Source organism: Bacillus sp. NPDC094064 (genome assembly GCF_050279585.1).
Lineage (GTDB): Bacteria > Bacillota > Bacilli > Bacillales > Bacillaceae_G > Bacillus_A.
Genome location: NZ_JBNNUI010000006.1, coordinates 258,510 through 273,624, shown reverse-complemented (window position 1 = coordinate 273,624; position 15,115 = coordinate 258,510). Strand labels below are relative to the sequence as shown.

General features: G+C 34.2%; 15 protein-coding genes. 9 read left to right on the top strand and 6 right to left on the bottom strand.

Translation table 11 applies throughout. The features are described 5' to 3' along the window. The first annotated feature begins 77 nt into the window (after window positions 1–77). Both ACQKNI_RS16075 and ACQKNI_RS16070 read left to right on the top strand, forming a co-directional pair. Window positions 78–830, top strand: coding sequence for a hypothetical protein (locus tag ACQKNI_RS16075; protein WP_088230425.1), 753 nt, complete (start codon window positions 78–80; stop codon window positions 828–830). Window positions 831–1,505: 675 nt separating this feature from the next. Further along, window positions 1,506–1,832, top strand: a complete 327-nt coding sequence (locus tag ACQKNI_RS16070; protein WP_088230426.1) for a YolD-like family protein — start codon at window positions 1,506–1,508, stop codon at window positions 1,830–1,832. An 853-nt stretch (window positions 1,833–2,685) separates the two neighbouring features. Here the strand turns inward: ACQKNI_RS16070 and ACQKNI_RS16065 are convergent. The 4 genes from ACQKNI_RS16065 to exsG form a co-directional block, all read right to left on the bottom strand. Further along, the gene (locus ACQKNI_RS16065; RefSeq protein WP_088230427.1) at window positions 2,686–2,961 is read right to left on the bottom strand and encodes a stage V sporulation protein S; all 276 of its coding nucleotides are present in this window, start codon (window positions 2,959–2,961) and stop codon (window positions 2,686–2,688) included. A gap of 326 nt (window positions 2,962–3,287) precedes the next feature. Continuing rightward, the gene (locus tag ACQKNI_RS16060; protein ID WP_088230428.1) at window positions 3,288–4,892 is read right to left on the bottom strand and encodes an esterase/lipase family protein; all 1,605 of its coding nucleotides are present in this window, start codon (window positions 4,890–4,892) and stop codon (window positions 3,288–3,290) included. A 223-nt stretch (window positions 4,893–5,115) separates the two neighbouring features. Further along, window positions 5,116–5,325, bottom strand: a complete 210-nt coding sequence (locus ACQKNI_RS16055; RefSeq protein ID WP_140417336.1) for a hypothetical protein — start codon at window positions 5,323–5,325, stop codon at window positions 5,116–5,118. Window positions 5,326–5,540: 215 nt separating this feature from the next. Further along, window positions 5,541–5,693, bottom strand: a complete 153-nt coding sequence (gene exsG / locus ACQKNI_RS16050; RefSeq protein ID WP_088230430.1) for an exosporium protein ExsG — start codon at window positions 5,691–5,693, stop codon at window positions 5,541–5,543. Window positions 5,694–5,901: 208 nt separating this feature from the next. Here exsG and ACQKNI_RS16045 point away from each other — a divergent pair, with 208 nt between their 5' ends. The 7 genes from ACQKNI_RS16045 (at window position 5,902) to ACQKNI_RS16015 (ending at window position 13,248) form a co-directional block, all read left to right on the top strand. After that, window positions 5,902–6,723 carry an excalibur calcium-binding domain-containing protein gene (locus ACQKNI_RS16045; protein WP_144559794.1) on the top strand — a complete coding sequence of 274 codons (822 nt, stop codon included), beginning with the start codon at window positions 5,902–5,904 and terminating at the stop codon, window positions 6,721–6,723. Window positions 6,724–6,936: 213 nt separating this feature from the next. Beyond that, on the top strand, window positions 6,937–7,644 hold the full coding sequence (ric, locus tag ACQKNI_RS16040) for an iron-sulfur cluster repair di-iron protein (protein WP_098252307.1): 708 nt from the start codon (window positions 6,937–6,939) through the stop codon (window positions 7,642–7,644). 208 nt (window positions 7,645–7,852) lie between these two features. After that, on the top strand, window positions 7,853–10,258 hold the full coding sequence (gene nirB, locus ACQKNI_RS16035) for an NADPH-nitrite reductase large subunit (protein WP_098252306.1): 2,406 nt from the start codon (window positions 7,853–7,855) through the stop codon (window positions 10,256–10,258). 15 nt (window positions 10,259–10,273) lie between these two features. Beyond that, the gene (nirD, locus tag ACQKNI_RS16030) at window positions 10,274–10,591 is read left to right on the top strand and encodes a nitrite reductase small subunit NirD (RefSeq protein ID WP_098252305.1); all 318 of its coding nucleotides are present in this window, start codon (window positions 10,274–10,276) and stop codon (window positions 10,589–10,591) included. A gap of 59 nt (window positions 10,592–10,650) precedes the next feature. After that, on the top strand, window positions 10,651–12,075 hold the full coding sequence (locus ACQKNI_RS16025) for a uroporphyrin-III C-methyltransferase (RefSeq protein WP_098252304.1): 1,425 nt from the start codon (window positions 10,651–10,653) through the stop codon (window positions 12,073–12,075). After that, entirely contained in the window at window positions 12,072–12,803 is a 732-nt protein-coding gene (locus ACQKNI_RS16020) for a sirohydrochlorin chelatase (RefSeq protein WP_098356894.1), read from the top strand. Before ACQKNI_RS16025 ends, ACQKNI_RS16020 begins: the two co-directional genes overlap by 4 nt. After that, window positions 12,775–13,248, top strand: coding sequence for a precorrin-2 dehydrogenase (locus ACQKNI_RS16015; protein ID WP_098252302.1), 474 nt, complete (start codon window positions 12,775–12,777; stop codon window positions 13,246–13,248). Before ACQKNI_RS16020 ends, ACQKNI_RS16015 begins: the two co-directional genes overlap by 29 nt. Window positions 13,249–13,439: 191 nt before the next feature. On the opposite strand, the gene ACQKNI_RS16010 is transcribed toward ACQKNI_RS16015, so the two are convergent. Further along, entirely contained in the window at window positions 13,440–13,862 is a 423-nt protein-coding gene (locus ACQKNI_RS16010) for an STAS/SEC14 domain-containing protein (RefSeq protein ID WP_240522822.1), read from the bottom strand. 304 nt (window positions 13,863–14,166) lie between these two features. Further along, window positions 14,167–15,084, bottom strand: coding sequence for an AEC family transporter (locus ACQKNI_RS16005; protein WP_098252300.1), 918 nt, complete (start codon window positions 15,082–15,084; stop codon window positions 14,167–14,169). Between the last annotated feature and the right edge of the window lie 31 nt (window positions 15,085–15,115).

Here is a 15,115-nt window from a genome sequence, read left to right as displayed (position 1 = left end):
CCCGCATTTTTTCATCACATATTTTCTTGTCCGCCCATACACTAGGTGGTAGGCATTATCATGAAGGAGGAATAAATATGTTCTATAATAATCAACCGCCTTACCCAAGGCAACCATTTTACCCTCAGCAACAGGAACAAGAACAAAGATATACAGAACAATATGAAGAACAAGAGCAACAATTTCAACAAAATCCATACGCAACACCGCAATATCAAGAAGCTGATTATCCACAAAATCCATATGAAGCGCCGCAAACTCAGGAACAACAATATCAGCAAAATCCATATGGCACACGTCCAAGTTACGAATATCCACAAAATCCATATATAGCACCACAAACTCAAGAACAACAATATCAGCAAAATCCATATGCAGCACCGCAAACTCAAGAACAACAATTTCAACAAAATCCATACGCAACTCAGCTACAACAAACGCCATTCCAACAACAAATGTATCAACCAAACTATGACGCACGTGTCTCACCACCTAAACCACCAACAATTGATCCGACACAACCACAAATTTTACCACCAGGACCGACACTTGATATTACACAACCACAAATCTTACCTCCTGGACCAATTACAGAACCAACGCAACAACAAATTCAACAAGTTGTCGGTACACAGTTTTTACCTTTAAAGAAACCTGTATTAGATTTCGTAAAACCTTGGGTAGATTACGGTTTAAATGAAGCGAAACATACATCACACAAACATGCTTTAACAGAAGTTGCTGCGATTATGTTTTTAGTTGGTAAAGGATTTAATCCTACGATTGCGCATTATATTGTAGAATCTTGGGAGAAGAATGAGCAGTTTTAGGGTTGTTCATTTTATATTATATAAAACTATAAAAGTGCTGCAAATGCCTATTATACAAGCATTTGCAGCACTTTTTATTTGTTATATTATATTCTATTCCAAAAGGTATTTCATATTTTCCCGCGTGTTTTTATATTATTTGTGAGCAAATAATAGCCTTTTAATTCAACTGTATTAGGTCGATTTTCATTTTAAAAACAATTCATTTAAGATAAATTTCTACGATAAATCTTGAATTACAATCATCTTGATAAATAGGTATTACCGTTCTCATTGTTGAACTTTTATGCGGATCAAGCTTCACACCCTAATAACATATCAAAGTAATCACGAAACCCCTATTTATAGGGAATCTTAAAAATTTGAAACTCAAAACAAATAATATTGTTTCATTATTTCGTGGGCGTTTTGTGGGTACTTTTGTGGGCATCTATTAATCAAAAAACAAAAGAGCACAGCATGTATATAAAGTGCTACCAACACTCTATATACCGTCCGCCTACTCACGATAGGTAAACACTTATATAAAAATCATGGTTAGTTAAATCCGTATTGATTATATGTGGAACCAAAAATCCCTACGTATGCATTTTATTATTTCATAAATAATACACATATCTCCAAAAACCTGTATAATGATACAGTTATTTATAACAATTAAGGGGATATACAAACATGTCAAAAAGAAGAGAAATAGTTAAGCAGACTCCATCCGCTTCGATACCGAAGAAATTCATCGGTATTGGTAAGATTATAAAAAAACAAACAAAAGTGGAGCGTCCTACATTAACCCAAGACGAACAAGAAATGATTGAAAACAAGTTATTATGTGCATACCTTTCTGAAGAGAAGATATCGATTACTTATTATAGAGATGGTCATTTGCTAACTAGATATATGACTGTAACTGACATAAATCCGATAAAGAATTTAATAACTTGCACTGACGCATCCTATAACAGAATTTTTCTTGATTTTATAGATATAATTGATTTAAGCTAAAAAACATAAAGTTTTCCAAAGATAGCCGGAATATCAGACTTTGAAATAGAAAATCTGATATTAGAAGACAGTACTATGAAGGTTATGAGGTCTATTTTTAACGCGTTTCGTTTACTTAGTAAAATCATAAACCTTATATTAAAGGCATTATCTAAAAATAAATTCTAGTTACATAGAAATTAAAAAAACCGTCATTTAAATAGGCGGTTTTTCTATTTTCACCTTCCTTTCTCCTATCTACACATCCACAATTTACTTTCCAATCCTCCCCCTATTCTTCGCATAGCATGTACTAAAAAGGAGATGCGTGCTTAATATGTCAAACTATTATTACTTCACTCCTCTCAATCATATTTATATTTCAGATATTCCCTCCTTTAGAACAATTCCAGCACTTTTATGTATAGGCTAAAGTCTGCTCTTTTTTAATACAAACATTCCCTTTTCAATGCCCACCATAAATTACCTCATTTCTCTACAAAATGAAATTTTTACCACAAAAGTAATTATTAAATATTTTACGCTTATACATTATAATGGAATAGTTATTGTATATTGGCATTAAGAGAAGCGCTCTGATTAAGCGCTTCTCTTTTTTGATATTGATAAAATAACGAACATTCATTTTGAAATCCAGCTGCCCCCTATAACACACGAATATTTTATATTATATAAAACTATAAAAGTGTCACAGATGCCTGTTATATAAGCATTTGTGACACTTTTCATTTGTTATATTCATGTTTATTACTAAGAATGCGACTTTATAACATTATGCATAGAATTATAAATCAAAAAGAAAAAGGCCAATTTCTATCGCCCCTTTCAAACTACATCTTATTAATATTCTTTATTAAGACCTTTTCTTTCTAGGACCTACAATTAATTTAATTGCTGTTCTTTCTTGATCATTAATAGAAATCTCTTGAAATGCTGGAACAAAAGTCAAATCAACACCACTTGGAGCGACAAATCCTCTTGCAATCGCAATTGCTTTAATTGCTTGATTTAAAGAACCAGCCCCAATCACTTGAATCTCCACATTGCCACTTGCTCTTAGTACACCTGCTATTGCACCTGCGACTGAATTTGGACTTGATTTTGAAGATACCTTTAATATATTTTCCATGTAAGTTGCTCCCTCTATTATTTAATCCCTCTTTTGTTACAGCTTAAAATCTTTTAACATATCTTTAACTACTATTCACACCAAAAGCAAACAATGCTATTTAAGTACATTCATTCGATACTTTTCGTCTTCTTCCTGCCCGACTGCATAAATAAAAACCGACAACCAAAAAACCTTTTTATACAAATATTTAAATAACAGAAATCTAGCTCCTTTTATAGAACGTAAGCTCACTTTTCTATTCGTATAATACACACGAAAAAAATGCAGAAATCTTTTTAACACAAGGTTTCTGCACTTTTATATTAATACATTTTTATTCTATCTTACTTCTCCACATAAACCGACTTAACTAGCGTACGACTATATGGTTGTCCTTCTTTATTCGTCCCTTTTATATCCATCGTTACGTTATATACCCCTGGTTCCTTTATGTCTTTCAAAGCGCCTGTAAATGTATCTGTATTAACATTTTGTAATTCATTGCTTTCAGATACTAGCTTCCCTTCTTTATTTACGACTCTTACCGTTATTGAAAGATTACCTTTCATTTCAGGTGCTGTAGGAGATTTTTTAAGTTTATACTCTGATTTGTTTACTTTAACCTTTGATGGCATTTGAAGAACAAATGGCGCCCCATTCTTGTAATCGCTTACAATTAGGTAAGCATCTTTTGATTGCTTCGCCATCATTTTAACTTTCCATTCTCCTGCTTCCATTTTATCAAATTTAAATGTTCTAATTGTCGCCCCATTAAAGAAAGATTCACCTTCACCAGTAGTTATAACGCTATCTTTGTTTGTATATACTTTTCCTTTTGGAGACATCAGTTGTATTTCTACATGAGAAGAAGCAGTTAGTACAGAAACTATCCCTTCTGCCTTTTTATCAACCGCCACAGTTTGCTCTATCCACTGATTTTGCGGCAATTCCCCTCCTATAATATTTTGATTAGCAGTTGTGTTTAACTGTTCTACCTTCTCATCAGAACTATAATTCGGCGCTACTAAAGCTGGCACGCCTACATTTGCTGTACGTAAGTATGGTTCAATTCGTGAGAAAACAGCTGACCCTTTTCGTATATTGTCATGATCAAACTTTGAATCTGTAAATAAATGCGTTCCATATGGTAACTTAGCACTCCACTCATTCACTAATCCATCATTTGAACCGTACGATGACAAATACAAACCACCCATAGATAATGCAGAAAAGACGGGACCCCAGCTTGTACCAGTAGCTGTATAGTAACGGTTTAATTTAACTGCAGGATTATTATCTATTGTAGAACGAAATTTTGCCATTTCTCCTATTTGTAATGAGTACGTACCATCATCTTTTTGACCTAATATAGAAGCAAGCCAACCTGCCCACCAGCTATATGATAAATCTGCTAAATTCGATCCGTGATGCGGTGTAGCGAGTGTAATAACATTTCCAACAAATCGATTCGCTCCATATCCAACTAATGCAGCTTGTGTATCGATACCACCTTTACTATGCGCTACAATATTAACTTTTTTACCGAAATGATTATATATTTCTTCAAGTTTTTGCGCTAACAATTTTCCGTTGTCCCACTGACTAGCCGATCCTTTCCCCGCAGCATCATATAATTGTATAAATACGGTTTGATAACCTGCTTTCAAAGCATAATCATACATATCATTTATATCGTGATATACTGTCTTTCCATACCAACTATCCGCATTACCATTCCTTCCTTGGACAAAAAGGATTGGAGGCTTACTCTCATCATAATTAGTTGGCTTTTGACCTAAAAACCATTCTCCAGGTGTAAATACTTCTTGATCAGGAAATCCAGTTTTAAGCTCTTTTACTCCCTCCGCCTCTACTTTCGTACTAACAACCAATGGAGCCATAATAATAAATGCGAGAAATAGTATCATACACCTTTGCAAAATCCTCATTAACATTCCCCCTTTTTTGAAAGGAAGCACTAATTTTACTCTAGTTTATTTTTGTAGATAAAATAAATAGTAACTGTCCTTTCTTATGAAATGTTATTCTCTCATCATTTACTCATTCCTTTACTCAGTAAACGCATAAAAATTTTCTCAATACATTTCTCTACTATAAAAAGCTACGTATAAAAGGTCTCTTATTCATAACCCTTTATACGTAGCTTCTTTATTATAAATCAATGATATATTCATCATCATATTTATCGTATTGTAACCCTGCCCCTATTTGGGATTCCGTAACCTGATCTCTTAAAAACGGTGCATATTCCATTTTGCTAGTTGCAATTTCAATTCCATATTTTTTCGTTAAATGGGCTAATTCTATTAAAAACCACTCTCTTCGCAATACAACTGGAATATCAAATGTTCGTCTTTTCATATATAATAGCACCTCTTTTATTTTCATAACTTTAAAAAATTCACTCCATACATTTCTTAAGACTAGTGTTCATCAATTACAGCAAATGAAACATTATAGTATATGCATGTCCCTTTTAAACGTGCTATTACAAAAATAGTATCGTAGTTCACATAATATAATTATGTATAAGTAGAAAGAGGCTTGTCCTCCTCTTTCTACTATAGGGATTTAAATTAAGAACATCTTGGTACACCAAAAGCTAAAAATAATCCTGCAACTCCTGCTGTAATCGGTACTTTTAACGTAATAACATCGTCCACTTTCGTTACTAAAAAGTACGCATTACCTTCTTGTAATACACAATTTACTACCAATTGAAATTCCATTCAGCTCTCCTCCTTTCAATCGATATACTATAATTTATGAAACTTATTTCAAAAAGTAATAGTAATTATATCCATTTTTCTTAATATAAAAATTAATTGTTAATTATTCTGTTAAAAATATTAATTTTCTAAATTTATATAAAACGTGTAATATCCAATAAGTTCCTATATAATCAATAGTGAAAATCTTACAAATGGAGGTATAAAAATGGCTATTTTGAGTAATATTGGCGCAGCTTTATTTTTAATTGCTATCATTCTTTTAATCTTATGTATCATTTCATTCTTTAAGAAAAATGGAAAAGCAAAACAATATGGGCGTCCTACCGTTATTCTTTTTATGATTTCAATTGTATTAATAATTACTGGGGTAGAAACTTCTAATCACCCAATTGTTGAATTCTTTACTATATTAAGTTTTGTCTTATTTATTTTCTTCCTTGTTCTAGCACTTTTATCTGTAATTAAGAAAACCGGTGTAGCAAAAAAACAATTTATCATTACAGCAGTATTGTTTGTCATTTTTGTTGCGCTAACAAGTATTTCAACTCCTTCTTCTGAAAAAACAACAGCAACTAGCAAGAAAGTTGCCTCAAACAATGAAGAACAAAAAGATAACGAAAAGAAAAAAGAACTAGAAAAGAAAGAAGCGGACGAAAAAACTCGTAAGCAAGAAGATGAAAAACGCCAGGCTGATGAACTAGCTCGTAAACAACAAGAAGAACAAAAGCGTCTGGCTGATGAACAGGCTCGTAAACAGCAAGAAGAGCAAAAACGCCAAGCTGATGAACAGGCTCGTAAACAACAAGAGGAACAGAAACGCCAAGCTGATGAACTAGCTCGTAAACAACAAGAAGAACAGCAAAAAGCGCAGCAAGCCCAAGCGCAACCAGATGCAGGAAATACTAGTAATGTATCCTACGCAAATTGTGCCGCAGTTAGAGCTGCCGGGAAAGCTCCTTTATATAAAGGTCAACCAGGATATAGTCGTAAACTAGATAGAGAAGGCGATGGAGTCGCATGCGAATAATAATAAAAAAAGAAGCTTAATAGAAGCTTCTTTTTTTACTGTAACGTCTTATATTTAATATCTCTTCCCCTTTTTTCAGATGCGTCCTTAAATAAATTTCATATTATTATTCTCAAAAATGACACATATTAAGTGATTTATATCACCACACTCATTTTCGTATATTGCTATTCTTAGTTTAGTTATCACAATAAACTTTATGGAGGCATTCATATGGAACATACATTTACTGAAACTTCTATTGTCGGTGAGATTGTTACACAATTTCCGAAATCCAGTGATCTTTTTAAATCATATAGAATAGATTTTTGTTGTGGTGGTAATAAACCACTTATTGATGCAATTAATGAAAGAAATTTATCAGCTTCTGAAGTAATTTCAGAATTAAATACGCTTTATCATAAGACAAAACTATTAAACGAATCTGAAATTGATTGGAAAAATGCTTCTTATCGCGAATTGATTGATTATATAATTAATAAGCATCATCGCTATTTAAATGAAGAATTGCCACAGCTAAGTCCATATGTGACGAAAGTATTACGCGTTCACGGGGCAAGTCAGCCTCATTTAGCTCAAATTCATACGCTATTTCATGAACTTAAGATGGAACTAGAACAACATTTAATTAAAGAAGAAACGGAAGATTTCCCATTAATTTTAGAATTCGAACAAAATCCAACTGATGAAAACTATGCAAAGTTACGTAAAGTAGTAGATGAATTAGAAAATGAACATAATCACGCTGGAAATATTATAAAAGAACTTCGCAAAGTGACAAATGACTTTACTCCTCCAGAAGGAGCTTGTGGCACTTATCGCCTTGTTTACCAACGTCTTGAAGCGCTAGAGTCTGATTTATTTGAGCATATTCATTTAGAAAATAATATTTTATTTCCACGTGCCATTACGAGAGCATAAATTAAGTGCAGGACATGAGTTTACATACTTATGTCCTGCTTTTTCATTTTGCGAAAAATATCCACATCCCCCTCACACAAATCCGAATTTTAACAATTTGTGAATTATTATAAAGATGTGATAAATATCACATCTCCCCCTTTTTTGATTTTCTATAATAAAAATATAATCCTTTGTTCAATATTTCACATAAAAAGGGGAAACGAAAATGAAAAAACGTTTAGTTATGATCGGAAATGGTATGGCTGGCATACGTTGTATAGAAGAAATATTAAAACATGATAGTAATTTATATGAGATTACTATTTTTGGAGATGAACCGCATCCAAACTACAATCGCATTATGCTCTCTCATGTTTTACAAGGAAAAACAAATATGCAAGATATCATTATGAATGAATACAGTTGGTATGAGGAAAATGAGATAACCTTGTATACAGATGAAAGAGTTCAGAATATTAACCGAGAAGAAAAAATCATTATCACAGAAAAGAATCGTACTCTTACATATGACAAACTCATTGTCGCAACAGGTTCTAGCGCTTTTATTTTACCTGTTGAAGGTTCCACTCTTTCTGGTGTAACAGGATTTCGAACTATTGAAGATACACAGTTTATGATTGATACCGCTAAAGAAAAGAAAAAGGCCGTTGTCATTGGTGGTGGGTTACTTGGTTTAGAAGCCGCAAGAGGCCTTATTGACTTAGGAATGGACGTACATGTTGTTCATTTAATGCCTAGCTTAATGGAGCAACAACTAGATACGAAAGCAGCTTCTCTTCTGCGTGAAGATTTAGAAACACAAGGCATGAAGTTTCTAATGGAAAAGAAAACTGTAAAAATTCTTGGTACAGAACATGTTGAGGGCATTCAATTTGAAGATGGTGAAGTTGTAGATTGTGATTTAATCGTAATGGCTGTCGGAATACGCCCAAATACTCAAATAGCAAGAGATGCTGGTTTACTTGTCAATCGCGGCATTGTAGTCAATGACTATATGCTAACAAATGATGAATCCATTTATGCAGTTGGTGAATGTGCAGAACATGATGGTATCGCATATGGACTTGTTGCCCCTCTCTATGAACAAGGCACAATATTAGCGAAACATATAACGAATTTACAAACGAATGGATACACGGGCAGTATCGTTGGTACGCAATTAAAAGTCGCTGGTTGTGATTTATTCTCTGCTGGCCAAATTTATGAAGATGATCAAACGAAAGCAATATCAATCTTTGATGAATGTAAACGTTCCTATAAAAAAGTATTAATTCGTGACAATAAAGTCGTTGGTATCGTTTTATACGGGGATACTGCTGATGGTACACGACTCTTTAGCATGTTAAAGAAAGAAGAAGATATACAAGAATATACAACCGCTTCCCTTCTTCACAAAGCTGGTGAAGAAAGTGAACTTGACGTTGCTACAATGAGTGCGGATGACACGATTTGTGGATGTAATGGTGTTACGAAAGGTACAATCGTTCATGCCATTTTAGAGCAAGAATTAACTACTTTTGAAGAGGTAAAAGGATGCACGAAAGCCGCAGGATCTTGTGGTAAATGTCGTCCGCTTGTGGAACAAGTTTTATCTCATACACTCGGAGATGCCTTTGATGCTTCTGCGCAGTCTGCTGGTATGTGCGGATGTACAAGTTTATCACGAGATGAAGTCGTAACGGCCATTCACGAGAAAGGTTTAAAATCTCCAAAAGAAGTACGAAATGTTCTTGGTTTTGTACATGAAGATGGCTGTTCGAAATGTCGTCCTGCTTTGAACTACTATTTACGTATGGCGATTCCAGAAGAATATGAAGATGATAAAGCATCCCGTTTCGTTAATGAAAGAATGAATGGTAACATCCAGCACGATGGTACATTCTCTGTTATTCCACGTATGTACGGAGGCGTTACAACAGCAGATGATTTAATGAAAATTGCTGAAGTTGCGAAAAAGTACGATGTGCCTCTTGTGAAAATTACAGGTGCGAGCCGAATCGGCTTATATGGTGTTAAGAAACAAGATTTACCTAACGTATGGGCTGACTTAAATATGACTTCGGGATATGCGTATTCAAAATCGCTTCGTAATGTAAAATCATGTGTTGGTTCTCGCTTCTGCCGTTTCGGTACGAAAGATTCATTAGGACTTGGTATGTTACTTGAACAATCATTAGAAATGGTAGATACACCTCATAAAATGAAGATGGGTGTAACGGGCTGTCCGCGTAACTGTGCGGAAGTACTGACGAAAGATTTTGGCGTTGTTTGTGTCGAAAATGGATACCAACTTTATATTGGCGGAAATGGTGGTACAGAGGTACGTGAAGCTGATTTTGTAATGATTGTCCCTACTGAAGATGATGTCCTTCGCATCGCTACAGCTTACATGCAATATTATCGTGAAACTGGTATTTACGGAGAGCGTACTGCCTACTGGACAGAACGTTTAGGCTTCGATCACATAAAAGAAATACTACAAGATGCAAGTATGGTTACCACGCTAAATGCACGCTTCCAAACAGCCCGTAGCACTTATACCGAAGCATGGGGACAAGCATTAGAAACGAAGTCATTAAAAGCGATGTATGAAGTAGAAACTGTGAAATAAGGAGCTGTGATTTATATGATACAAACGAAAGAAAAAATAAAAGTTATGTGTGCAGAAGATCTTCCTGTTCAAATCGGTAAAGAGGTACAAATGAAAGGTATGTCTATCGCCCTATTCCGCCTTTCAAATGGCGATATTCGAGCTGTAGAAAATCGTTGTCCTCATAAAAACGGACCATTAGCCGAAGGAATTGTATCTGGTGAATTCGTCTTTTGTCCACTACATGATTGGAAAATTTCATTACTAACAGGTGAAGTTCAAAAACCTGATGACGGCTGTATTCAAACATATGAAATAGAAGTTATTGATGGTGACATTTATATATACATGTAATTTACAAAAGGAAGCCTCCCCCTGGCTTCCTTTTAAATAAAAATAGATGAGGTGCGATTATGAACGGATATGTATATTTAGTTGGTGCAGGACCAGGTGATGAAGGGCTTATTACAAAGAAAGCGATAGATTGTTTAAAGCGTGCAGATATCGTTTTATATGACCGTTTATTAAACCCTTTCTTTCTTAGTTATACAAAAGAAACATGTGAACTTATTTACTGCGGAAAAATGCCAAAGAATCATATTATGCGACAAGAAATGATTAACGCCCACCTTCTTCAATTTGCGAAAGAAGGAAAAATCGTTGTTCGATTAAAGGGCGGAGATCCATCTATTTTTGGCCGTGTTGGTGAAGAAGCAGAAACTTTAGCAACAGCGAATGTTCCATATGAAATCGTACCAGGTATTACATCTAGCATCGCCGCTAGTAGCTATGCAGGTATCCCCCTCACCCACCGTAACTACAGTAATAGCGTCACTTTACTAACTGGGCATGCAAAAGGTCCTTTAGCCGATCATGGAAAATATAATTCGTCCCATAATAGCGACACAATCGCCTACTACATGGGTATAAAAAACTTACCTACAATTTGCGAAAACTTACTACAAGCAGGAAAGAAAGAAGATACGCCAGTAGCAGTCATTGAATGGGGTACAACTGGTAAACAGCGCGTTGCCACTGGAACACTTGCAACCATTGTTCCTATCGTGAAAAACGAAAATATTTCTAATCCATCAATGACAATTGTTGGTGATGTCGTTTCCTTACGTAATCAAATCGCTTGGAAAGAACGTAAACCATTACATGGTAAAAAAGTTTTATTTGCATCCGCAACAAATAAAACAAGTTTAATGAAGCAAAAATTACAAGAATCCGGTGCAGAAATATATCAAATTCCAACTTTTAAAAAGGAAGAATACACATTAACACCTGAACAAATCAATGAAATTTTTAACGTTAATCGGCTTGTATTTTGTTCAGCTGAAAGTGTAGAAATCTTAATGCGATCATGCAGTAAATATCATAAAGATATTCGTACTTTACAGGCAGAACTGCAGCACATGAACGGTAACACTCAAGAAAAACTGATGCAATATGGACTATTAAGTCAACAAGCAACATTCTCTTCCGATACAACTGTTTATTTAGGTCGAAACATTAACCGCATTGCTTTTATTCAAGAAAAAATTGGTGCAGGATCCTACACGATGACTCATGAGTATACAATTGATCATCGCTTCGATGAAATTCATTCTCGTATGCTTTCTGAATTTTCATGGGATAGCATCGTATTTGAAGGACGTGCCTCAATTGATGCATTTTTATCAGAAATAAAACGACTTGGTTTTATCAATATTTTTACTCTCCCATTCTCGTATACCGACGTTTCAACTTTGCAATATGCAAATAAAGTCGGACTTCATAACGTAGATCATTCATTACAAGAAATTATTATGAAGAAAGACATGGTGAGACAATGAAAGGAATTATATATGTTGGACACGGGAGCCGGATCCAAGAAGGTAACAAACAATTCATTCACTTTATTCAATCTATGATGAAGGAACGTAACGAAAGAATTCAAAAAATAGCTTTTCTGGAACTAACAACACCTACTATTTCAGATGCAGTTACAGAAACAATACTAGAGGGCGCAACCGAAATAATGATTGTACCTGTTTTATTATTTGCAGCAGCTCACTATAAACGTGATATACCTTTTGAGATAGAGAAAATGCAAAAGAAATATCCACATATCACATTTTCAATTGTACCACCTTTTAGTACACATCCACATATGGTGGAACTTGTAGTGAAAAGAATACGTGAAGCTATGCCAATGCAAGAGAGTAGTATTTTACTCGTAGGACGAGGCAGTAGTGATCCACAGCCAATACATGAATTAAAACAAATCGGAGCAGCTGTCGAACGAAAACTTGGTATGTCAGTAAGTTGTTCCTTTTTAACGAAAGGAACGCCCTCTTTTACTACTGAACTCAAGACTATAACATCGACTGCTTCTCATGTATACGTCATGCCGTACCTTCTCTTTACCGGATTGTTACTTCAAAAAATTAAGTCGCATACAAAAAAATATGATCACGTTACGACTTGTAACTGCCTTCAGTTTGATACATATATGAAATTAACATTATTAGAGCGAATGGAGGAATGTGTGTATGTATATCATGTACCCTCTTATGTTTAATCTACATAATAAAGTGGTCGTTATCATTGGTGGAGGTAAAATCGCATATCGAAAAGCGTCTGGATTAAAAGATACAGGTGCTTTTATCACCGTTATTAGCCCAGAAATTTGCGGGGAAATGAAGGAACTTCCTTATATTAATTGGAAACAAAAAACTTTTTCTCATGATGATATTAAAGATGCTCACCTTATTTATGCAGCTACAAATCAACATGATGTAAATATGATGGTCAAACAGGCCTCCCATGATTTTCAATGGGTTAACGTTGTAAGTGATGGTACAGAATCATCGTTTCACACACCTGGTGTCATACGCAATGGTGAATATGTTGTAACGATTTCAACTTCAGGTAAGGATCCATCGTTTACGAAGCGTATGAAAAAGGAATTAACATCTATACTTCCTAAACTTATAAAAAAGCTTTCTCGTACTCACAAATTGTAATCTATCACTTAGCTAAAATAGTAATTACCTTTGGACAAACGTTTTTTAGAAACGTTTGTCCTTTTTATTTTGATATTGTTTTTTAAAGTTTCACAAGCAAATTACGAAGAAAATGAATGGTGCTGGCAACTTGTAAACTAATGAATTGTATGACAAATACAATATTACGAGCAACTGGTTCAATTCAGTTTTTACATTTGATATTCATCCAACCAAATTAACGCTTGTTCATAATCATCAAAAAATTTTACAGATTCTTTCGTATTAGATTGCTGTAAATAATTCAGTATCTCTCCTTTTTCAAGAAGAAATGCAATTGCCTTACTATGATTCAAAATAGTTTCATTGAAGAACTTCTCTTTCCATACTTTTTGAACAGAAAAATGATTTGGCGTGTATCCTTTTCTATCCACCAACAATTTGTATTTCCGCCCTTCGGAAATGAATTGCTGACAAACCTGCTCGAAACCATTAAACCATTCATACACATCCTCTGTTTTAATCTGGCCAATTAGATGGGTAACAATCAAATCTCCCGAAACTGTTGTGCTAATATTCTGTTCACTCAAATTAGAATCATCCCCCTTAATTACAATTATGAGGAAAAACCGCATAAAATCAATAAAGATAAAATTCTTACTTGACACTTTCACCCATTGCTATCATCCTAAGCTCATGTAACTTTACATGACAAGCGAGATTGTGTCTTTTTTCGCAAGTATATATGTAAATGCTTTAAAGATTTGCATACGAAATAACCCCTAATGAGTTTCCTTTTTTTGAATTAAGCCGCTTGATTATCAGACATTGTACAATTGTAAACGACACCCAATATATCAAAAACCGCTTTCTTCTCATATCGATGGGATTTCCGTCCATCATTTACCGCCTCAAATCTATTCATTTTTGCTCGTATATTCAAAACAAAATATATGAAAAATAAATAACGACAGTTACTGTAATAATGCTAAAAAGTGTTGAAAATAAAACGATTTGTGCATGTAATTCAGGCTCTATTTGATATTCCATAGCAATGGTCGATGTATTTCTTGAAGTAGGAAAAGAACTTGCAATAAATAATGATTGTGCAACAATACCATCGATGTTTAGTAGGTAGATCATGGCAAGTGCTAATAATGGTCCCATCAGTAACCTTCCAATTAAAGCCCATGTTATGACTCGATGGAAAAAATTAAGCTTAATGTTGGATAATTGTGCCCCTAACAATATGAGTGCTATTGCAACAAAACCATTCGCAAGCTGATTAAGAGGTAGCAAGATAGAATTAGGTAATTGAATTGTAAAAGATTGAAAGAGAACCCCTAATACGAGCGCATGAAATACAGGCAGTCTTAGAAATGATTGAATAATACCTCCGATTGTTTTTGTTGTTGATAGTAAGTTATATATCCCATATGAATAAGTTAAAAGATTCTGGAAAATAACAATAAAAATCTGAATGGAAACCCCCACTGGATTATGACTGAAAATCAATTGACTTACTGGTAACCCATAATTACCGGAATTCATTAACGAAATGCTATTTTTTAGGGCTGCACTTTCTCCTTTTTCTAACTTTAATATTTTTGAAATGAAATGACTTACTATGATCAGACTCAGACTATAAAGCATTAAATAGTACATTATCTGGAGCAACAAACCCGTTTCTATACGAATATCATATATATTCACAAATACAGCCGCTGGCATCAAGCAATAATTAATAAGTGTAGATAGCTGCTTTAAGTTAAATTGGAACTTTCTTTGTAAGATTGCACCAATTAGCATCAATAGTAATATTGGTAATATTACGTCTAATATAATAAAAACAAACATGTAAAACCTCATTCCAAATATATTATAGTTT